This window comes from Asticcacaulis sp. (genome assembly GCF_027484505.1).
Classification (GTDB): domain Bacteria; phylum Pseudomonadota; class Alphaproteobacteria; order Caulobacterales; family Caulobacteraceae; genus Asticcacaulis.
The window spans coordinates 1-19,312 of record NZ_JAIXSV010000111.1 but is presented as its reverse complement, the minus strand read 5'-3'; the positions used below and the strand labels follow the sequence as shown (position 1 = coordinate 19,312).

Below are 19,312 nucleotides of genomic sequence, written 5' to 3'. Positions count from 1 at the left end.
TTCCTTCTCTGTCAGCTCGTAGCGGCGACGGGTCATGAAAAAGGCCTCCAAATCAATGAAAGCCTTGAATCACGCATACGCCACCTTGAAAACCCGTTTTATGAGTTTTCGGCCTAATCGAAAACGGATGACCCCGCAAGAGGTCATCCGTCGTGATAAAAACTTTCAACTACAAGGCGTTATTTTTGCAATGCGGCATCCAGCGCCTCGGCGAAGGCCTGCGGCTGATCGTACATGATGAAGTGGCGGCTATCCTTGATGCCGACAATATTGAGTTTGGCCGTGCCGCTATATTGTTGCGTATAGAAGCCAAAGGTCTGTTCCGGCGTAAAGGGCTTGGAGGCGTGGTGCGGGACGAGGACGGTCACCGCGGCGGTGATCTTCGAAAGCTCAGGGCGCAGGTCCATGGTCATGTCGTCATAGAAGGCCTGAGCCGAGACGCGGCGGTCGCTCAGCGCCGTCCATAGGGCGATGCGGCGTTGGTTGCGTTCGGCATCCGTGGTGGCTGCCGCCAGAGCGGCACGGGCGGCGTCCTGCTGTGCCTTATAGGTGGCGTCATCGACCTTAAGCTGGGCGTCGCGTAACTGAGCGGCCTGCGGGGCGATGGTATCGACCGTGGCGACCGGGTTGAACAGCACGCCGATAAAGGGCAGAGCATCGACGACGATCAGCTTGGACAGAGCCTGCGGGTGGCGGGTGGCCAGCTTGAGCCCCATCAGCCCGCCCAGCGAATGACCGACCACAATGGGGTCTTTCAGCTTATTTTGCAGGATATAGGCATTCAGCGCCTCGACGGACGGGGTGATGACCGGGCCTTCGGCATTGCCGCCGGCGGGCTCACCGGCAAAACCGGCGATGTGCAGCAGGTGCAGGCGATAGCGACCTTTGAGGCGTTCGGCCGTGGCCTCCCACACTTCGCGCGAGCAGTTGAGGCCGGGGATAAGGATCAGGTCGGGGCCTGTGCCCACCACCTCAACCGAAAAGCGCGCCGTGGGGGCATCGGGGTAAAGGGTGGCGGATTTGGCGGCTGACAGGTTGGCGGCGAGGATGCCTAGGGCGACCACGACCCAAATGGCAAAGTGGTAGCGCGAAGGCTTTGCAATAAAGCGCTTGAACATAGGATTTCCTTTTCAGATCAGTTTTTTATTCGCCTGAGTTCAGACGATGCGGATTTTCAAAAATCGCTTCGACGGCAAGGTCGAAAATGGCGGCGATACGATAGGCCAGATCGAGCGACGGATCATGTTTGTCGGACTCGATGGCGATAACGGCCTGCCGCGAGACGTTGAGGCGGGCGGCCAGATCGGCCTGGGTCAGACCGGCCTCAGTGCGCAGGTCTTTCAGGCGGTTCTTCATTTGCTGCCCCGGATGAAGGGCGAGGCCAGACCGAAGCAGGCCCAGAACATGGGATAGACCAGATAGCGCTCGATCAACTGGGTTTCGGTGAAGTTCTCGATAAAGCCGATGACGGTGCTAAGGAACAGGGTGAGGCCCATGGCGATCAGGACGCGGCGGACCATCATGGCGCGGATAAACTCATCCGACCGCTCGATAAAGCGCAGGAAGGTGACAATGGTGCCGCCAATGGGCAGGGCGGGCAGGACGGCCAGTGCGTACAGCAGCGGACCCGTCGGGTGATTGGCCTTGATATACAGGATCGCGCCGATCAGCAGGCCAGCATAGAGCGCCATCCAGAGGGTCATTTGAATCGCGTATTCGGCGGCGGGTGTTTTCAGGTTCATGGGTGTCGTCCTTGGCAAAGGTGAAAGGACATCGGGCCGGATGTAAGGTTAAGCTTACATCGCAAAAATGTAATGTCAACCTGACATGAGGAAAAAATGTCAGGTTTGTGTTACATGGCGTGGAAGCCTCGTGCCGAAAAGTGGACACCCCTTTTCGGAAAAACATGAGGCGTCAGAGACAACCGAACGCTCCGGGGCGCGCTTGTCGTCTGTGTAGCGCTGTGATATTAATTACTGACCAGTCAGTCAGTATAGCCATGCCCGACCTTACCCATCAAAAACGTCTGCGCCTGTCGCCCGATGTCCGCCGCGATGCCCTGTTGCGGGCGGCCTATGACCTGTTCAGTCGCCACGGCTTTGCCGATACGCGCATGGACGATGTGGCGGCGGCGGCGGGCGTGTCCAAGGGCACGGTCTATCTCTATTTCCCGACCAAGGAGGCGCTGTTTGCGGCCTTGCTGCGGCGGGACGTCTTGCCACGCGTCGGGCGCATCCTGTTTGTGCTCAACCATTATAACGGCCCGGTGGGCTGGCTTTTGAAGCGCGTGACGCACTTTATCGGTGGCAAGATCGACGCGGGTACGGTGCCGCTTTATCCCAAGCTGCTGGTTCGCGAAGCGTCGCGCTTTCCCGAACTGGCGCGCTTTTATCATGATGAGGTCATCACGCCGGTTCTGGAGGCGGTGGAGGACCTGTTCCGGCGGGCCATAGCGCGTGGGGAACTGAGCGCCGGTGATCCGAAGATGTACGCGCATCTGTTCATCGCGCCGGTGGTCAAGGCGGCGCTGTGGTACTTCACCTTTGGTGAGATCAGCGCCCCGGCGGTCAAGGCGCGGCCCTATCTGAAAGCCCATGTCGAGACGTTCCTGAGAGGAGTGAGGCCATGAGCCGTCGCTACGCGCTTCTGTGTTTGCCGTTATGCTTAAGCGCCTGTGCGCGCGAAGAGGCCGGGCACTATACGGGCTATGTCGAGGCGCAGTCGGTGGCAGTCGCCGCGCCGCAATCCGGCTGGCTGACGCAGGTCTATGTCGATGACGGGGCGACGGTCAGCGCAGGTCAGCCCCTGTTTACGCTCGATGCGACGCAGCAGCAGCAGGCTTTAAGCGGCGCCGAGAGCCAGCGGCGGGCCGCCGAAGCGACGGCGACCGATCTCAGCAAGGGCGCGCGCGAGGCGGATATTGCGCCCCTGCTGAAAGAGCGCGATCAGGCGCGCGCCTCGCTCGACCTCGCCCGTTCCGAAGAGGCGCGCTACGCCAAACTGGCACCGCAGGGCTATGTGTCTCAGGCCAAACTCGATCAGCTCCGGGCCACGCGGCAGGCGGCCGAAGCCAATGTCGCCGCCATTGAACGCAATATCGAGGCGCGGCGTCAGGCGGCGCGCACGGATCAGCTTGCGGCGGCGCAGGCTCAGGCGCAGGCCGCCGGGGCCGAAGCGGCTCAGGCGCAATGGGTGCTGGACGAACGGGCAGTCAAGGCGCGCCTTAGCGGGCAGGTCGAGCGGCGTCTGCGCGAGGCCGGAGAGTTCGTTGCGGCGGGCACGCCAGTGCTTGGCGTCTATCCCAGGGGGCGCGAATTTGTGCGATTTTACGTGCCGCAGGGTGATCTGCCTAAAATCAGGGTCGGGCAGACGATCCGCCTGTCCTGTGACGGCTGTCAGGCTCAGACGGCGAAGGTGCGCTATGTGTCGCCAGAGGCCGAGTTTACGCCACCGGTCATCTATTCGGTGCGTGAACGCAAGAAGCTGGTCTTTCTGATCGAGGCGACGCCGCAAAAACCCGACGCGCTCAAAGCCGGTCAGCCCGTGGATGTGGCGCTATGAAGACGGGCAATTCCCACGCTCCAGTAAGCCGGGGAGGTACAAGAGATGAGGGCCTTTCTCCCTCCCTGCGCAGCGGGGAGGGGGGACCGCTAAGCGGTGGGAGGGGCAGACCGCGCCAATACGCCCCCCTCTGTCGGCGACTGCGCCCTGACACCGCCTTCGTAAACAGGAGGAGGCGGCCATGACCGACCTTGCCATCGACGTGCACGGCCTGACCAAACGCTTCGGCGATCGCGTGGCCGTCGATAATGTCGCCATCCGAATGCCCAAAGGTCAGGTCTGGGGCTTTCTGGGGCCGAACGGTTCCGGAAAAACCACAACTATCCGTATGTTATGTGGACTTCTTAAACCAGATGCGGGGCAGGGCACCTGCCTGGGTTTCGACCTGATCGCCGACAGCCGCCAAATCAAGCGGCAGGTCGGCTATATGACGCAGAAATTCTCCTTTTGGGAGGACCTGTCGATCCGCGAAAATCTGGAGTTCGTGGCGCGGCTTTATGAACTTAAGAATATAAAACAAGTCGTTGATCAGACGCTGGAAACCCTTGGCCTGAGCAGTCGCCAGAAACAACTGGCAGGTACATTGTCCGGCGGCTGGAAACAGAGGCTGGCGCTGGCCGCCTGCACCCTGCACAACCCCGCAATGCTGCTGCTGGATGAGCCCACGGCGGGCGTCGATCCGCAGGCGCGGCGCGACTTCTGGGACCAGATTCACCGGCTGGCCGCCGAGGGCCTGACCGTGCTGGTTTCGACCCACTATATGGATGAGGCCGAGCGCTGCGATGAGATCGTCTATATCGCCTATGGCCAGTTGATGACGCAGGGCCCGGTGAGTCGCATCATCGACGAGAGCGGCCTGCACACCTGGGTCGCCGAAGGGCCTGGCGTGCGGGCGCTGGCCGACCGTTTGCGTGGTCGTGACGGCGCTGAACACGTGGCCTATTTCGGCTCGGCTCTGCACGTTTCCGACAGCGATGCCGCCAAGCTCGACGCCCTGATCGCCAGCGAAGGCGGGGCGGGTACGCAGTGGCGGCGCGAATGCCCCAGCCTCGAAGACGTCTTCATCCACTTAATGAGTCAGGCGGAGGACAAGTCATGAAAAAAGACTCTGTGTTTGCCGCTCCGCCTTTCCATTTCAGGTTTTGTCCGTTTTTCCTTTCGGAAAGAGCGGACGTGGCGGTGGACAAATCATGATCGCCCCGCTGAAACGCATCCTTGCCATACTGGCCAAGGAATTTATCCAGATGCGGCGCGACCGCATGACCTTTGGCATGATGATCATGGTGCCGATCATCCAACTGACCCTGTTCGGCTTCGCCATCAATTCCGATCCGCGCCACCTGCCGACCGCCGTCTATCTGGAGGAAACCAGTCCCGCTGTGCGGTCCATCGTCGCCACCATGCGCCAATCGACCTATTTCGACATCAAACAGCAGGTGTTCGACCCGGCAGAGGCCGATCGGTTGCTGCAAAACGGCGAGGTGGCCTTTGTCGTGGAGGTGCCATCGGGCTTTACGCGCAGCCTGTTGCGCGGCGACCGGCCGCAACTGCTGCTGTCGGCAGACGCCTCTGACCCGTCGGCGGCGTCCGGGGCGGTGGGGCAGATGAACGAGATCGTGCGAAGATCAATCAACGATGGATTAGGACGCGGTTGGTCCGCATTGCAGGGTCAGCAGCCTCTGGTCGATGTCGTGGTGCATCGCCGCTACAATCCCGAAGGTATCACCCAGTACAATATCGTGCCGGGTCTGCTCGGTGTCATCCTGACCATGACCATGATCATGATCACCTCCATGGCCATGACGCGCGAGCGCGAACGCGGCACGCTGGAAAACCTGCTGGCCATGCCGGCGCGCCCGTGGGAGGTGATGGTGGGTAAGATCACCCCCTATGTCGGGGTGGGCCTGATCCAGACCGGTATCGTGCTGCTGGCTTCGACCTTCGTGTTTGGGGTGCCGTTTCTGGGCTCGCCGTGGCTGCTTCTGGCCTGTGTCGGCCTGTTTATCATCGCTAATCTGGCCGTCGGGTTCACCTTCTCAACCATTGCCCGCACCCAGATGCAGGCCATGCAGATGACCTTCTTCTTCTTTCTGCCGTCGATCCTGTTGTCAGGCTTTATGTTTCCGTTCCGTGGGATGCCCGACTGGGCGCAGTGGATCGGTTCGGTCTTCCCGCTGACGCATTTTCTGCGCGCCGTGCGGGGCATTATGCTCAAAGGCGCCGATGCCGCCGCCGTGTGGCACAATATCTGGCCGCTGCTGATCTTTATTACCGTGGCGAGCTTTATCGCGCTCAAGCGTTATCGGGTGACGCTGGACTGATACCCAGGGGCATTGAAAATGCCTCTGGGTATGCCTTTCGAGACTGTTTCATGTCCTTGACACATATGAGACAGTCTCGAGTTTTCAACGACCGGAGGCGGTCAGCCTATTCGGCCGTTGGTAGGATGATTAATTTTTTATGTGCGCCGCAAAATTAACCTAAATTAACCGATGAGGCCGTAAAACCGAATCCAGCGTTCTATCAAAACGAGGCGGAAGATGACGGTTCAGGGTATCAAGCCCCTGCGCGATGGCGTGCTGGCGGGGGCTTTGGTGTTCGGTGTGGCGCTGGTGGCGTCGCTGGCGGTTTATATGACGGCGCAGCACGGCATGAAGACCGAGATTCGGGATAATCTTGCAGGCCTTTCAAATCAGGCTGCCGTGCTGCTGGATGCGGACACTCTGGGGAGCTTCACCTCCGGGACGGACAAGGCAGGGGCCGATTATCAGAAGGTCGCTGCCCCATTTCAGAAGCTGGTCGATGCCGACAAGCGTCTGGCCTTCATCTACGCCATGGTGGAGCGCGAGGGTAAGGTTTATTTCGTCATGGACGTGCAGCCGACCGGCAGCAATGGTGAGCCCTCGGCGGTGATGGAAGAATATAAAGACGCCTCGCCCCTGCTGGTTCAGTCCTTCCGCGACCGCAAGGGCGCGACCGAAAGCGAACCGGTTACCGACAAATGGGGCACCTTCCTGTCCGGCTACGCGCCCTTTACCGATGCCTCGGGGCAGTTTGCCGGTCTGGTCGGGGTGGACATCACGCTGAAAGAATATCAGGCCAGCCTGAACCGTATCCGTCTGGCCCTGCTGATCGGTCTGGGGATGGCGGCCCTGTGCGCGGTGGGTGTCGGCCTTGGCGTCTACCGGGCGCGTCAGGTGATGGCCCGCTCGCGGCAGGCCGCCGCCGAACAGGCGCAGCGCATCAGCGACATGGAGCGCCAGCGTCAGGAAACCGAAGCGCATGAGGCCGAACGCGCCGCGCAACTGCGTCGCCGCACGCTGAATGCTTTGGCCGACGAACTGGAGGCTTCGGTGACGACAGTGGTCAGCGAGGTGGTCTCGGCCACGGCCTTGCTGAAAGGCGAGGCCGATAACGTCACCCACATCGCGCAGGACACCAAGACGCGCACCCATCGCGTCTCCGGCATTTCGCAGAACGCCGCTTCCAACTCCGCTCAGGTGGCCGCCGCGGCCGAAGAACTGACGGCCTCCATCGCCGCCATCCGCGAACAGGCCGAACACGCCGCCGCCGTGGTGCGCGTGGCGTCTGACAAGGGCGATACGGCCAAGTCGGTGATTCAACGGTTGAGCGAATCGTCGGGGCGTATCGGCGATGTCGTCGGGCTGATCAACACCATTGCCGGCCAGATCAACCTCCTGTCGCTCAATGCCACTATCGAGGCGGCGCGCGCCGGTGAGGCGGGTCGTGGTTTTGCGGTGGTGGCCTCTGAGGTCAAGGCCCTGTCCAATCAGGTGTCGAAGGCGCTGGGCGATATTTCGGCGCTGGTGGGGGCCATTCAGTCTGAAACCCAGTTGTCGGTTGAGGCGATGAACGACATCCTGCGCACCATTGCCGAGATCGAGGCGGGCACCGGCGTTATTGCCGAGGCCGTGGGTCAGCAGTCGCAGGTGACGGCGGAAATTTCGCACACCATCCACGCCACGGCGGCCGGGGCGCGCGAAATCGCCGACAATATGCAAAACGTCACCGATTCGGCGGAAAACACCGGCCTGACGGCGCAAAAGGTCGCCGGGGCCAGCGAAGCCCTGCAAGGTCGTGCCCGCGAACTGAGCGACAAGGTGGACGGCTTCGTGCGCCAGATACGTGCCTGATGCGACGCCAAGCGGAATGATTCCGAATGGAATCATTCCGCACAAGCCGCCATTGAGGCGGCGGCCAAGGTGGCAAAGCCACCGCCCGGCGAGGGACTAAACAAAAGCTGGATCATTATGTTTCTACCAGAAATCATAATGATCCAGACGGGAAAAGGCCCGTGACGGTTTCGTCCGACGGGCTTTTTCCTTTGAGATTTGGCGTCAGAAGTGCCAAACAGTGCGCCGGTAAAACCCCAAGGTGCGTGCGATGACGAACGAACAGGTCAACCCCATCCCCAACATACTGACGGCGACCCGGCTGGTGCTGGGGATCGCTATGTTTGTGCTGATGGCGGTGTCGGCGGATGCCATTCCGATGGTGTCGGTGATGCCGGACATGATCTTCGGGCTGCAACGCTGGGCCTTCTACCTGTTTGTTGTGGCCGCGGCGACCGACTACCTCGATGGTTATCTGGCGCGTAAGCTGAACGCCGTTTCGGTCTGGGGCTCGATTCTTGATCCCATCGCCGACAAGATTCTGGTCTGCGGCACGCTTTTGGGCCTGTTCGCCATGCACACGGGCGACCCCATCTTCGTCCTGCCCGGCGCGATCATCCTGTTCCGTGAATTTGCCGTTTCATCCCTGCGCGAAGCCACCGCCGGACGCAGTCTCTCCCTGCCGGTGACTCTGCTGTCGAAGTGGAAGACCGCCATTCAGATGACGTCTCTGGGCGCGTTGCTGATTACCGAAAGCTGGGCCGCCTTCGGCTTGGAAAAGCTGCTGCCCCTGTGGTACGACCCCTTCTTCACCATCGCCTATCTTGCCCTGTGGTTCGCCGCCCTGGCCTCGATCTGGACGGGCGTCACGTACTTCATTCAAACGCGCCGCCAACTTTAGAAAAGTCGTGAGTTTGGCGATCTGGGGCGTCGGCGTCGCTTGCCCGTATTCATATACGGGCGGCGCTAGCCTCCTGCCATCTCATCCAAACTGACGACTTTTCGCATGGGAGTTGGCTTAAATTCCCTTCTGTCGCGAAAAAGTTAACGCGCTAACCGTCTTTCCAAACGCTTCGTTAACCATGTTTTGAGAGGCTTAAGGCCTGTATGGACTCATGGTATCGGGCGGGTAATGGCCAAGAAAGAGAAACCCAAGAAGGAAGAGGCGCCGCCGGTTGACGGTGCCGAAGGCGAAGACGGCGAAGCCCCAAAGAAAAAAGGCTTGCCGATCATGCTGATCGCTATCGCTGGCGGCGCGGTGGTTCTGCTCGGTGGGGGCGGGGCCGCGGCCTATTTCCTGTTCCTCAAGCCCAAGCCGGCCGCCGAAGCCGGTGCGCACGGCGAAGAGGCCAAGGGGGGGCACGGCGAAGAAAAGAAAAAAGACGACGGCCACGGCAAGAAGAAGGAAGAGAAGGGCGGCCATGGTGGTGGCGGCGAAAAGGTCGATCCCAAGACCCAGCCGGTGATCGCCGAAGGGCCGGACGGCATCACCTACTTCACCCTGCCGGACACGCTGGCCAACATCCAGACGACCAATGGCAAGGCGACCTACCTCAAGCTGAAACTGACCTTCGAAGTGGCGGATCATGAGACGGTCGAACTGCTCAATCAGAGCCTGCCGCGTATTGATGACGTGTTACAGGGCTTCCTGCGCGAACTGCGTCCGGAGGACGTGACCGGCTCTCAGGGCAGTTATCAACTGCGTCTGGAGATCCTGCGTCGTGTCAATCTGGTGTTAGCCCCGCATAAGGTCAATGCGGTGCTGATTGAGGAGATGCTGATTACCTGAATCAGGGTAACAGTCGGGTCTGAGTAGTAGTCGGGAAGCAGAAGTTCATGGCTGAAGTCGATCAGGAAGCCTTAATGGCCCAATGGGAAGCCGAACTGGCTGCCGAGGCCGAAGCGGCGACCGGCGGCGGGGGCGACGGGGGTGCGGGCGATCTGGCGGCCGAATGGGAAGCCATGGTCGGCGGCGGTGGAGGCGATGCGCGCATGGCCTCGCCGACCGGGGCCGAACGCATCCTCAATCAGGACGAAATCGACAGCCTGCTGGGCTTCGACCTCAGCGACGACGATTACAATGAGCGGTCCGGCATCCGGGCCATCATCAATTCGGCCATGGTGTCCTATGAACGCCTGCCGATGCTGGAAATCGTCTTCGACCGCCTGGTGCGCCTGATGACGACGAGCTTGCGCAACTTTACGTCCGACAACGTCGAAGTGTCGCTCGATAATATCTCGTCCATACGCTTCGGCGATTATCTGAACTCCATCCCGTTGCCGGCCATTCTGGCGGTGTTTCGCGCCGAAGAACTGGACAATTACGGGCTTTTGACCGTCGATTCCAACCTGATCTATTCCATCGTGGACGTGCTTCTGGGCGGGCGGCGCGGCACGGCGGCCCTGCGCATCGAAGGCCGCCCCTATACCACGATCGAGCGCGTGCTGGTGCAGCGCATGGTCGAGGTCATCCTGCACGACGCTAAGATGGCGTTTGAGCCGCTGACGCCGGTCAATTTCAATCTGGACCGTCTGGAAACCAATCCGCGCTTTGCCGCCATTGCGCGCCCGGCCAATGCGGCCATTCTGGTCAAGCTGCGCATCGACATGGAAGACCGTGGCGGACGCGTTGAGTTGCTGTTGCCCTATGCGACGCTGGAACCCATCCGCAAAATGCTGCTTCAGCAGTTCATGGGCGAAAAGTTCGGCCGCGATAATATCTGGGAAAGCCACCTGGCCACGGAACTGTGGACGACTCAGATGGAAGTGCGCGCCGTACTCGACGAACAGCAGATGCCGCTGTCTGAGGTCTTGAACTTGAAGGTCGGTGAGACCATCGTGCTCAATGCAACGGCTGATTCTCCCATTGAACTGCGGTGCGGCACGATTCCGCTGACCAATGGCAAGATGGGACGCAAAGGCCACAATATCGCTGTCCGGGTCGATCACCCGCTGGCGGCCTCAACCAAGCGCCGATTGACGCAGATCAGGAAGAAGTAGTCCGCCCCCATGCCCGCCGCCGCCGGACTGATCATGGATATGGTCCTTATGGGCCTGCTGCTGGTGGCCCTGTGGTACGGCATGCGCCTCAATGCGCGCCTGAAGGCGCTGCGCAACGGGCAGGAGAGCTTCATCAAGGCGGTGGCCGAACTGGATCAGGCGGCCATCAAGGCGCACGCCTCCTTGCGCGAACTGCACACCAATGCCGATGAATCTCAGGAGCTGCTGCACGGGCGCATTCTGGCAGCGCGCGACCTGTTGTCGAAGCTGGAAAGCCAGATTAACCGCGCCGAACGCGCCCGCCGTGACCTCGAAGAGGTGAATGTCACTCCGGTGACGCGCATCGTTGAACCTGAGCCGGAACCGCCCCTGTCGGTGGCGCGTAGCGTTCAGCGCGACAGTTGGGCCGGGGCGCGTGGGGCCGAAGGGCGTCAGACCTATGCCGGGCGCGGACGTCCGGCCTTTGAAGACGAGGATGAGGCCGACGAAGACCTCAACCTGCCGCTTTCGGGACGTCTGCGTGACATGAATGACCGCCTGTCGCGCGGCGCGCGTTCCGAAACGCCGCCCGCCCCGCGTCCGGAGGTCGATGAACAGGCCGCCGTCAGCGCCATCGGGCTGGAAGCGATTAACGAAATGTTGAGAGCGTTCGCCGATCCTGAGGACCGTGAACCCCAGCGTCCGGCCCGCCGCGCCTCAGCGGAGGCACCGCCGTTGCGCAATGAAGGCCGCAGAAGCGCGCCGCCCGACCGTTCTGCGGCTCCGAATGTCCGTCCTGACTCTCTGCGGCTGTCGCGTTCGCGGCTGCCGTCGGCGCTTGATGACGAACTGTTTGACGCTGGCCTGACCGCTGAGCCGGACAGGCCCGCTCCCGAAGCCGCAGAGGCGGCCCCCAAACCCGCGCGCCCCCTGTTCCGGCGGCTGCGCTGACCTGAGTATGTGATTTATGGCCAATCATCTCCGCCTCCTGCCGCTGATCGCCGTTGCCGTCGGCGGCGTTATCGCTGTCCGTGCGGTCGGCTCGATCGAGGCCATGCCCGCCTTCCTCAAAAGCGCCACCGCCTGGGCCGAGGCCCCGAAAGCCGATGGCGCGGCCAAAAAGGGTGAGGCCAAGCCCAAGGCCGAAAAGGCGACCTCGGCGGATGACACGGCCACCGATGCCGCCGAAGCCGCCGCCGGGTCGGTCTCCGGCGATGACAAGGCCCTGTCGGTGCTTGATGCGGCCCAGCCCGCCGCCGCAAAAGCCGCCCCGGTTTGCGCCACCTCGGTCGATGATCTGGCCAAGCAGGCGGGCATGTCGCCCTCTGAGCTGAAGGTCATTCAGGCGCTGGCGCAACGCCGCGCCGAGCTGGACGCCCGTGAAAAGCAGATGGCGACGCAGGAGCAACTGATCGCCGCCGCCGAAAGCAAGCTCGATGGCCGAATCAAGCAATTGGGCGATCTCAAGACCCAGGTGCAGGCCCTGCTCGATCAGGCAAACAAGACCGGCGACGAAGACGTGCTGCGCATGGTCAAGGTCTATGAATCCATGAAGCCCAAGGATGCCGCCAAGGTCATGGAAACGCTCAAGGACGATGTGCGCCTGCCCATCGCCGCCAAGATGAAGGAGCGCAATCTGGCGGCCATGCTGGCCCAGATGCAGCCCGACAAGGCGCGTGACCTGACCGAAAAGCTGGCCCAGCGCATGAAGAAGGCGGATGACCTGCAAAATCGTCTGGATAAGGTCAATGCCGCCGGTGCCACACCGGCCCCGCAAACCCCCGCGAAGAAGTAACTGTTTCCGTCTTGCCTGCGTCGGGCTTTATTTGCCTCCGGCGGGCAGGGGCACAGCCCCTGCACCCAACTATTATACATACCTCCCCAACTTGTTGGGGAGGGGGACCACACAAGCCTGATGAGCGTAGCGAAATCAGGTGAGATGTGGTGGTGGGGGCTTGGGGACGTTTCGGTGCGACCATTAACCTTTATCCAGCGTGTTCCTATGCTTTTTTTGCGCTTCGCGCAGCGCTTTGCCATCAGTTACCCGACAAACTGACGGATCAGTGACTCCAAAAATCAATCTTCGTTACCTCGTCGTTAACCCTGCCTTAAGCCCAATCAGGGCAAGGATTCGAGCGTCATGACGCGCCCACCTCACGACCTGTCACGGCTGAAAGCCGCGCTGAACGCGGAAACGCAGATGCGTTACCCGTCGCGCGAGGCTGTGTCTGCGGGGTTTACAGTGCGCAACATCCGTTTTGCCGCCGCGGCTGTGGCTTTGACCGGGTTCGGAGCCGCCGGTCTGGCCGTGTCGGCACCCCTGGCCGACCAAGTCGCCGCCGCACTGGCCTCCAAAAGCGAAATCGACCTGCGTGTCGGGCGCAATGGGGGCGTCAGCCGCGTCGAACTCTATGGCTCCGTCGGGTCGCGCGCTTCGGTGCGCAGCGACAAGGGGCAGGTGGTCATCCGCCTGCCGGGGGCCAAAACGCCCGACATCGGTGACTTCCGCGTCAATCCGCCCACCGGCGTCAAGGCCGTGGACCTGCGCCGCGATGCCCGCGCCAGCGAGATCGTGCTGACCCTCGATGAAGGGGCCAAGGCGCGATTCGGTCGCTCGGACGGTGCGGTCTTTGTGCAGATCGACAGCAAGGACGATCACGGCGAAGCGGCGGACGTCCTGAAAACCGTCGCTGCCGAAGACCGCAAGGCCCAGGACGGGAAGGCGGGCGAATTGCCGCCCGCCCCGGCGGCCGAAGCCAAGGCCAAGGTGGCCGTCCCCGTCGTCGCGCTCAAGCAGGTGCGCGTGCAGGACGGCGTGCAACTCGATTTTCCCTTCCCGGAAGTGACCGGGGCGGCGGTGTTCCGCCGTGGTGAAGCCGTGTGGATGGTGTTTGACCGTGAGGTCGATTTCCGTCTGCCCGCAGGCCTGAAAGACGGTGGTCTCGTCACCGAGGCTAACTGGGTCAAGAATGACGGCTTTACCGCCCTGCGGCTGGTTGCCCCGTCGGCGACGGGCCTGTCGGTCGATACGGAGGGCGCGACCTGGCGCGTGCGCGTCGGCGGTCGGGCCCTGAGCGCCGAAGCCAGCGAAGTGGCGGTTAAGCGCGACGACACGACGGGCTCGCCGACCCTGACGCTCAATCTGGCCGGGGCCAAGCGTGTGGCGTGGATTCGCGATCCGATGGTGGGCGACCGTATGGCGGTCATTCCGGCCCCCGGTCCGGCCAAGGCCGTGCGCGATGACCGTTCGACGCTTCAGGCCTCGATTGCCGCCACCGCGCAGGGCGTGATGGTCGAGCGCATGACGCCCGACATTATGGTTACGGTCGAAGGCGACCGCGTGGCGGTGACGCGCCCCGGCGGCCTGTTGCTGTCGTCCAATGGCGAAGGCGTGCAAAAGCCCGACCGCGCAGGTTTCAAGCCGGCTTTGTTCCCGACCTTACCTGATCCGTCGTGGAGCCAGATGCCGCAAGAGGGCTTCCTCAAGACCTATAACCGCCTTCAGGAAGCCGCCGCCGAGGAGCAGGGGACCGGGGCCGAAGGGCCCTATGCGGCGCGCCTTGATCTGGCGCGCTTTCTGATCGGGCAGGGGATGAATTTTGAAGCGCAGGGCGTGCTCGACCTCCTGACCAAAAACAATCCGCGCAGCCTTGGTGATCCGCAGGTGCGCGGTCTCAAGGTGGTGGCCAAGGTGATGGCGGGCCGCCTGTCCGATGCGCAGGTCGATCTCGACTCGACGGCCCTGCAAAACGATCCGGCGGCCAATCTGTGGCGCGGCTATATTGCCGAACGCGGCCGGCACTATGAGGATGCACGCAAGGCCTTTGCCGAGGGCGTGTCGGCCATGGAGGGCTTCCCGCCGGAATGGCGCACGCGCTTTGCCACGGCCAATGCCCGCGCCGCGCTGGCGCTGAAAGACACCAAGGCGGCGTGGGAGCTGATCGTCTATGCCGCCGGGCAGGACGTGCCGCCGCTCGACCGCCTTGAGGCGCAACTGGTGCAGGCCGAAATCATCGAGGCACAGGGTGATAAGGCGCGCGCCTACCGCGTCTATGCCGCCATCGCCAAATCGACCTCTGACCGTATCAATGCCCCCGCGCAGTTGCGCGCGGCGCGGCTTAAGCTGGAACTGGGCGAGGGTAAGCCGGAGGAAACGTTGCAACTGCTCAGTTCGCTTCGCTTCCGCTGGCGCGGAGATGAGACGGAACTGGAAACCATCCGCACCATGGCCGATATCTACCTGACGCAAGGGCGCTATCGTCAGGCGTTGGAGGTGCTGCGTGGGGCCGGGGCATCCTTCTTTAACCGGCCGGATGCGGTTGAAATCAATGAGAAACTCGGTACAGCCTTCCGCAGCCTGTTCCTCGACGGCATGGCCGATGGTCTGCAACCCATCGAGGCGCTGGGCCTCTATTTCGATTTCAAGGACCTGACGCCGGTCGGTGGCGATGGCGACGCCATGGTGCGCCGCATGGTCAAGCGTCTGGTTGAGGTTGATCTTCTGTCTCAGGCCGCTGATCTGCTGCAATATCAGATAGATAATCGTCTTCAGGGCGTGGCCCGTTCTCAGATGGCTGCCGATCTGGCGGCCATTCACCTGATGAATCGCCAGCCGGAAAAGGCGCTTCAGGCCCTGTGGAAGACGCGCAATACCCTGCTGCCCAAGCCCGTCCTGACCGAGCGGCGGGTGCTGGAGGCGCGGGCGCTGAATGAGCTGAACCGCCCCGATCACGCACTGGAAGTGCTGGGTAACGATATGTCGCCCGAAGCGCTGGACGTGCGCGCTGACATACTGTGGCGGCAAAAGGACTGGGCGAAGGCCGGGGCGCTGCTGGAGCGGCGTCTGGGGGACCGCTGGAAGAAGGATGGAGCGCTGGCCATCGGCGAAGAGGCCAATCTGATCCGCGCCGGGGTGGCCTATAGCCTGGCCAGTGACCAGAAATCGCTGGATCGCCTGTCGCAACGCTTTGGCAAATACGCCGATACGGCTCAGAATGGCGACGCGGTGCGCGTGGCGCTGGCGGGGCTCGATAACGGGCCGCTGCGCGCGTCGGACTTTGCCACCGCGGCCGCCCAGACCGACAGCTTCACCGCCTGGGTCGCGGCCATGAAGCAGAAGTTCCGCACACAGCCCGCGCAACCCGCGCCTGCGGCCCCGGCCGCGCCCGCCCCGAAGACCGCTTAAGCCTACTTCTTTAGCAACGGGTCGATGTGCGACGAAAGCTCATCGATCTCATAGCGGCTGAGCTGCACCGTCTTGCCATTGATCAGGAAGGTCGGCGTGCCGGTGACACCGTCTTTCAGCGCCTGCTGGTTCAACTCATTGAGCGCATTCAAGCCTGCCGGATCGGTGACGCAACGGTTGAAGTCGGCCTCGCTCAGGCCCGCCGATTGGGCGATACGCAGCAGCACGGGCCGGGCATTGGCGTATTGTTCCGGCGCGCCGCCCTGATCCATTTCCGGCTGAGCGCGCATGATCGAATCGATCACGGTCAGGGCCTTATCGCGCGATACGCAGTTGGCGAGCATGTGGCCCGCGGCGGCGACCGCCGCATTGCCGGTCATCATGGGCCGATAGACGTAGCGCACCTTGCCCGTTTCGACATATTTGCTTTTGAGGGCAGGCATCATCTTTTCATTGACCTGCGCGCAGATGGGGCAGGCCACTGAGGCGTATTCGACCACGGTTACCGGTGCGTCGGCCTTGCCTTCGCTCAGTTCATCCACCTTGATCGTGCCCTTCGACCCGGACTGACCACAGGCGGCCAGCCCCAGCATCAGCAGTGCCGCCACCGTCAGGCGCAGGGTGGAAAAGGTTTTGCTCATGAGGGCCCCCAAAGGTGCGATTGGTGCGTTTTGCCCCGTATCCATGATGAGAATGGCGGCGAAAGTGTGACGCGCGCCTCCCCCGATCACATCCGCGTTATCATTGTCCGGATTCGCTTTGTGGCGAAGCTGTGGCCATGTAATATATCTGCATTCTCCGGTGTAACGGAGTTTAACGAACGCAAAGGTTACCGATCGCCAAACGAAAAAGCATAGCCGCTCTGAACAGATGCGCGGCCCCTGAATGAAGATGGAACGGCTCGATTTCCCTAATCTTAAGCCACCATCCGCTAGTCGAAATCTCGGCCCAGCCCATATTTGCTTTACTTGCGATCAAGCCCCCGAAACCCAGACGATGCCAACCCTTTTTCAGGGCGCGTATCCTTTTGTCTCTAAACCCACTCTCACTTTTGGAAAGGACGGACCGCGCCGGATGACGGCGGGCCGAAGACACCCATGAATCTCAATAGTCTCAATACTGCCCCCAAGCTGTCTGGCCGCTGGAAGGTCTATGCGCCGCTGGGGGCCGTGGCGCTTCTGGCGCTGTTTGGTTTGGCCTCGTGCGGGCAGACGATCCAGCCCGGCAATGTCGGCGTGAAGATCCGCACGCTGGGCCCCAATGCCGGCGTGGATAAGGCGTCTCTGCCGTCGGGCTGGCACCTCAACCTGATCGGGGAACGCATCGTCGAATTCCCGGCCATCCAGCGCACCTATACCTACACGCGCGAAAAGGATGAGCGCGGCCCTGAAAACGAAGAGATCAACTTCTCGGACAACAACGCCCTGCCCATGACGGCGGACGTGCAGCTGGTCATGCGTATCGACGCGGGCAAGGCGCCGGAGCTTTACAAGCGCTACCGCCTGACCTTCGATCAGATGTTCGAAGGCCCGATCCGCAACGATGTGCGCTCGGCCATCGCGGCGGAAACCGAGCTGGTCAGCGTCGAATTTCTCTATCGTGGCGGCCGTCAGCAGGTGATCCAGAAGGCGCTGGCCCGCGTCAATCGCAAGTGGGAGCCGCAGGGCGTCAATATCAGTCAGCTCGACTGGATCGGCACCATCCGTTACCCGCAGGTGATCCTCGACTCGATCCAGGCCAAGACCAAGGCTGACGCCGATGCCGCTGCGGCTCAGGCGCAGGTCGCCGTGGCCAAGGCGCAAGCCGACGCCAAGATCGAAGAGGCCCGCGGTCAGGCCGAGGCCAACCGCCTGATTGCTCAGTCGATCGCCGCCAGCCCCGGCGTGGTGCAGCTTCGCGCTATCGAAAAGTGGGACGGCAAACTGCCTCAGGTGACGGGTTCGGCCACGCCGTTCATTGACCTGAAAAAGGCGGATTAAGTGTCCTCAGAGCGGAATGATTTCGCTAATCATTCCGCTCAAGCCGCTGTGCGCAGGGTCTGGCCCAAGGCCTTGACCTGATCACGCAGCGCGATCAGGTGCGGCATATCCATATTGCCCATGGCGCACAGCATGGCCTGCGGAATGGATTGCCCTTGTTCAGCCAGCGCTTTGCCCTTGTCCGTCAGCGTGATGCGGGTGACGCGTTCGTCCTTGGGGTCGCGGGTGCGGTCGATCAACCCTTGCGTCTGAAGGCGTTTGAGCAGCGGCGTCAGCGTGCCGGAGTCGAGAAACAGCGGCGTGCCCAGTTCGCTCACCGAACGATCGTCCTTCTCCCACAGCAGCAGCATGACCAGATACTGCGGATAGGTCAGGCCCAGGGGTTCCAGCAGGGGTTTATAGGCCTGCGCAAAAGCGTGCGCCGCGCTATGGACCGCAAAGCAGATCTGATTTTCCAGCCGCATTTCGGCGGGGATGAGGGGCGAGGACATGATTTTCTCCTGACTTGGCAAAGGGATAGCATAAATATCGCTGAAAATCAATTAAATTGTGCACAATGCATTTGACAAAAGATTGTGCGCAATCTATCTAGATTTCAGACACGCCGCTGGCGGTTCTTTACCAACCTAGAGCATTCGTCGGCTCAGTTGAGCCGCCTTATGGCTCTAAATTTTTTGTTTTAACGCGCTTTTTATCCGAAAAGTGCGTCACACTTTTCGGCAAGCGCTCTAACTGCAAAGGAAACCTGACCATGACCACCTCGATCACCGCGCTTTATACCGCTCACGCTACGGCCACCGGTGGCCGCGAAGGCACCGCCTCCACCCCTGATGGCCGCCTGTCGGTCAAGCTCTCGACGCCGAAGGAACTGGGCGGCGGTGGCGGGGAGGGCACCAACCCGGAGCAACTGTTTGCCTCTGGCTACGCCGCCTGCTTTATCGGTGCCCTGAAATTTGTCGGCGGTCAGAAGAAGGTCGCCGTTCCCGCTGACGCCTCGATCGACGCATCGGTCGGTATTGGCCAGATCCCCAATGGTTTTGGCCTCGAAGTCACGCTCACGGTCAACCTGCCCGGCGTGCCCGACGAAGCGGCCCGCGACCTGATCGAAGCCGCACACGTGGTCTGCCCCTATTCGAACGCGACGCGCGGCAATATCAACGTCACCCTGATCCACAAGGCGGCGTCAGGCGAAGTGATCGTCGCGCAGTAGGCTTGGCACATAACCCATTGAAATAAGAGCGCTGGAGACACCTCCGGCGCTTTTTTTCAGGCTTTGAAGTGCGGGTTGTCGATCAGGTCCTGACCGGTGGATTTCGGCGGGGCGGTGAAAATGCCGGGCAGGGCGTCGCGGGTTAACTGATCCAGTTGCGTCAGTTCGTCATCATTAAAGGCGAGGTTGTCCAGCGCGCCGAGGCTGTCGGTCAATTGCTCAACCGTGCGCGCTCCGATCAGGGTCGAGGTGACGCGTGCGTCCT

Annotated in this window: 18 protein-coding genes and 1 pseudogene; 13 read left to right on the top strand and 6 right to left on the bottom strand. The window is 61.8% G+C overall.

From position 1 onward, the window contains the following. Positions 1 to 179: 179 nt before the first annotated feature. From Q0072_RS06880 to Q0072_RS06870, 3 genes are read right to left on the bottom strand one after another with little or no spacing between them, the layout of a single operon-like run. Positions 180 to 1,118, bottom strand: a complete 939-nt coding sequence (locus Q0072_RS06880) for an alpha/beta hydrolase (protein WP_298327581.1) — start codon at positions 1,116 to 1,118, stop codon at positions 180 to 182. Between the two features lie 25 nt (positions 1,119 to 1,143). Next, positions 1,144 to 1,356 carry a helix-turn-helix transcriptional regulator gene (locus tag Q0072_RS06875; protein WP_013478946.1) on the bottom strand — a complete coding sequence of 71 codons (213 nt, stop codon included), beginning with the start codon at positions 1,354 to 1,356 and terminating at the stop codon, positions 1,144 to 1,146. After that, complete coding sequence (locus Q0072_RS06870) at positions 1,353 to 1,742, bottom strand: hypothetical protein (RefSeq protein ID WP_013478945.1); 390 nt, start codon at positions 1,740 to 1,742, stop codon at positions 1,353 to 1,355. Before Q0072_RS06870 ends, Q0072_RS06875 begins: the two co-directional genes overlap by 4 nt. Before the next feature lie 257 nt (positions 1,743 to 1,999). On the opposite strand from Q0072_RS06870, the gene Q0072_RS06865 reads away from it, so the two are divergent. From Q0072_RS06865 to Q0072_RS06815, 11 genes are all read left to right on the top strand, one after another. Continuing rightward, on the top strand, positions 2,000 to 2,629 hold the full coding sequence (locus Q0072_RS06865; protein WP_298327575.1) for a TetR/AcrR family transcriptional regulator: 630 nt from the start codon (positions 2,000 to 2,002) through the stop codon (positions 2,627 to 2,629). Next, on the top strand, positions 2,626 to 3,561 hold the full coding sequence (locus Q0072_RS06860) for an HlyD family efflux transporter periplasmic adaptor subunit (protein ID WP_298327572.1): 936 nt from the start codon (positions 2,626 to 2,628) through the stop codon (positions 3,559 to 3,561). Before Q0072_RS06865 ends, Q0072_RS06860 begins: the two co-directional genes overlap by 4 nt. A 181-nt stretch (positions 3,562 to 3,742) precedes the next feature. Beyond that, positions 3,743 to 4,660 (top strand): ABC transporter ATP-binding protein, encoded by a 918-nt coding sequence (locus tag Q0072_RS06855; protein WP_298327570.1) that lies wholly within the window; start codon positions 3,743 to 3,745, stop codon positions 4,658 to 4,660. Positions 4,661 to 4,751: 91 nt separating this feature from the next. Beyond that, a complete protein-coding gene (locus Q0072_RS06850; protein WP_298327567.1) occupies positions 4,752 to 5,882 on the top strand; it encodes an ABC transporter permease in 1,131 nt (376 codons plus the stop codon). Positions 5,883 to 6,101: 219 nt separating this feature from the next. Continuing rightward, positions 6,102 to 7,715 carry a methyl-accepting chemotaxis protein gene (locus Q0072_RS06845; protein WP_298327564.1) on the top strand — a complete coding sequence of 538 codons (1,614 nt, stop codon included), beginning with the start codon at positions 6,102 to 6,104 and terminating at the stop codon, positions 7,713 to 7,715. Between the two features lie 250 nt (positions 7,716 to 7,965). Next, complete coding sequence (pgsA, locus tag Q0072_RS06840) at positions 7,966 to 8,595, top strand: CDP-diacylglycerol--glycerol-3-phosphate 3-phosphatidyltransferase (RefSeq protein WP_298327562.1); 630 nt, start codon at positions 7,966 to 7,968, stop codon at positions 8,593 to 8,595. A gap of 231 nt (positions 8,596 to 8,826) precedes the next feature. After that, entirely contained in the window at positions 8,827 to 9,483 is a 657-nt protein-coding gene (locus Q0072_RS06835; RefSeq protein WP_013478936.1) for a flagellar basal body-associated FliL family protein, read from the top strand. A gap of 47 nt (positions 9,484 to 9,530) precedes the next feature. Further along, on the top strand, positions 9,531 to 10,694 hold the full coding sequence (gene fliM, locus Q0072_RS06830; protein WP_013478935.1) for a flagellar motor switch protein FliM: 1,164 nt from the start codon (positions 9,531 to 9,533) through the stop codon (positions 10,692 to 10,694). A gap of 9 nt (positions 10,695 to 10,703) precedes the next feature. Further along, positions 10,704 to 11,624: a DUF6468 domain-containing protein gene (locus Q0072_RS06825; RefSeq protein ID WP_298327555.1), complete on the top strand. Its 921-nt coding sequence runs from the start codon at positions 10,704 to 10,706 to the stop codon at positions 11,622 to 11,624. Between the two features lie 16 nt (positions 11,625 to 11,640). Then, positions 11,641 to 12,468 (top strand): hypothetical protein, encoded by an 828-nt coding sequence (locus Q0072_RS06820; protein ID WP_298327552.1) that lies wholly within the window; start codon positions 11,641 to 11,643, stop codon positions 12,466 to 12,468. A 345-nt stretch (positions 12,469 to 12,813) separates the two neighbouring features. Next, a complete protein-coding gene (locus Q0072_RS06815; RefSeq protein ID WP_298327549.1) occupies positions 12,814 to 15,858 on the top strand; it encodes a tetratricopeptide repeat protein in 3,045 nt (1,014 codons plus the stop codon). Positions 15,859 to 15,860: 2 nt separating this feature from the next. On the opposite strand, the gene Q0072_RS06810 is transcribed toward Q0072_RS06815, so the two are convergent. Continuing rightward, a complete protein-coding gene (locus tag Q0072_RS06810; RefSeq protein ID WP_298327545.1) occupies positions 15,861 to 16,499 on the bottom strand; it encodes a thioredoxin domain-containing protein in 639 nt (212 codons plus the stop codon). Between the two features lie 456 nt (positions 16,500 to 16,955). Here Q0072_RS06810 and Q0072_RS06805 point away from each other — a divergent pair, with 456 nt between their 5' ends. Beyond that, the gene (locus Q0072_RS06805; protein WP_298327543.1) at positions 16,956 to 17,837 is read left to right on the top strand and encodes an SPFH domain-containing protein; all 882 of its coding nucleotides are present in this window, start codon (positions 16,956 to 16,958) and stop codon (positions 17,835 to 17,837) included. Between the two features lie 38 nt (positions 17,838 to 17,875). Here the strand turns inward: Q0072_RS06805 and Q0072_RS06800 are convergent, their stop codons facing one another. Continuing rightward, positions 17,876 to 18,328: a MarR family transcriptional regulator gene (locus Q0072_RS06800; protein WP_298327540.1), complete on the bottom strand. Its 453-nt coding sequence runs from the start codon at positions 18,326 to 18,328 to the stop codon at positions 17,876 to 17,878. A gap of 260 nt (positions 18,329 to 18,588) precedes the next feature. On the opposite strand from Q0072_RS06800, the gene Q0072_RS06795 reads away from it, so the two are divergent. Beyond that, on the top strand, positions 18,589 to 19,047 hold the full coding sequence (locus Q0072_RS06795; RefSeq protein ID WP_298327537.1) for an organic hydroperoxide resistance protein: 459 nt from the start codon (positions 18,589 to 18,591) through the stop codon (positions 19,045 to 19,047). A 56-nt stretch (positions 19,048 to 19,103) separates the two neighbouring features. Here the strand turns inward: Q0072_RS06795 and Q0072_RS06790 are convergent. Continuing rightward, positions 19,104 to 19,312 (bottom strand): annotated as a pseudogene (locus Q0072_RS06790) (aldo/keto reductase); the annotation flags it as partial.

What these genes read in the sequence shown, in the direction of transcription:
- Q0072_RS06825 (WP_298327555.1), top strand. Translation starts at nt 10,704, where the DNA reads ATGCCCGCCGCCGCCGGACTGATCATGGATATGGTCCTTATGGGCCTG.
- fliM (WP_013478935.1), top strand. Translation starts at nt 9,531, where the DNA reads ATGGCTGAAGTCGATCAGGAAGCCTTAATGGCCCAATGGGAAGCCGAA.
- Q0072_RS06795 (WP_298327537.1), top strand. Translation starts at nt 18,589, where the DNA reads ATGACCACCTCGATCACCGCGCTTTATACCGCTCACGCTACGGCCACC.
- Q0072_RS06805 (WP_298327543.1), top strand. Translation starts at nt 16,956, where the DNA reads ATGAATCTCAATAGTCTCAATACTGCCCCCAAGCTGTCTGGCCGCTGG.
- Q0072_RS06865 (WP_298327575.1), top strand. Translation starts at nt 2,000, where the DNA reads ATGCCCGACCTTACCCATCAAAAACGTCTGCGCCTGTCGCCCGATGTC.
- Q0072_RS06875 (WP_013478946.1), bottom strand. Translation starts at nt 1,356, where the DNA reads ATGAAGAACCGCCTGAAAGACCTGCGCACTGAGGCCGGTCTGACCCAG.
- Q0072_RS06845 (WP_298327564.1), top strand. Translation starts at nt 6,102, where the DNA reads ATGACGGTTCAGGGTATCAAGCCCCTGCGCGATGGCGTGCTGGCGGGG.
- Q0072_RS06800 (WP_298327540.1), bottom strand. Translation starts at nt 18,328, where the DNA reads ATGTCCTCGCCCCTCATCCCCGCCGAAATGCGGCTGGAAAATCAGATC.
- Q0072_RS06850 (WP_298327567.1), top strand. Translation starts at nt 4,752, where the DNA reads ATGATCGCCCCGCTGAAACGCATCCTTGCCATACTGGCCAAGGAATTT.
- Q0072_RS06855 (WP_298327570.1), top strand. Translation starts at nt 3,743, where the DNA reads ATGACCGACCTTGCCATCGACGTGCACGGCCTGACCAAACGCTTCGGC.
- Q0072_RS06820 (WP_298327552.1), top strand. Translation starts at nt 11,641, where the DNA reads ATGGCCAATCATCTCCGCCTCCTGCCGCTGATCGCCGTTGCCGTCGGC.
- Q0072_RS06880 (WP_298327581.1), bottom strand. Translation starts at nt 1,118, where the DNA reads ATGTTCAAGCGCTTTATTGCAAAGCCTTCGCGCTACCACTTTGCCATT.
- Q0072_RS06815 (WP_298327549.1), top strand. Translation starts at nt 12,814, where the DNA reads ATGACGCGCCCACCTCACGACCTGTCACGGCTGAAAGCCGCGCTGAAC.
- Q0072_RS06870 (WP_013478945.1), bottom strand. Translation starts at nt 1,742, where the DNA reads ATGAACCTGAAAACACCCGCCGCCGAATACGCGATTCAAATGACCCTC.
- pgsA (WP_298327562.1), top strand. Translation starts at nt 7,966, where the DNA reads ATGACGAACGAACAGGTCAACCCCATCCCCAACATACTGACGGCGACC.
- Q0072_RS06835 (WP_013478936.1), top strand. Translation starts at nt 8,827, where the DNA reads ATGGCCAAGAAAGAGAAACCCAAGAAGGAAGAGGCGCCGCCGGTTGAC.
- Q0072_RS06860 (WP_298327572.1), top strand. Translation starts at nt 2,626, where the DNA reads ATGAGCCGTCGCTACGCGCTTCTGTGTTTGCCGTTATGCTTAAGCGCC.
- Q0072_RS06810 (WP_298327545.1), bottom strand. Translation starts at nt 16,499, where the DNA reads ATGAGCAAAACCTTTTCCACCCTGCGCCTGACGGTGGCGGCACTGCTG.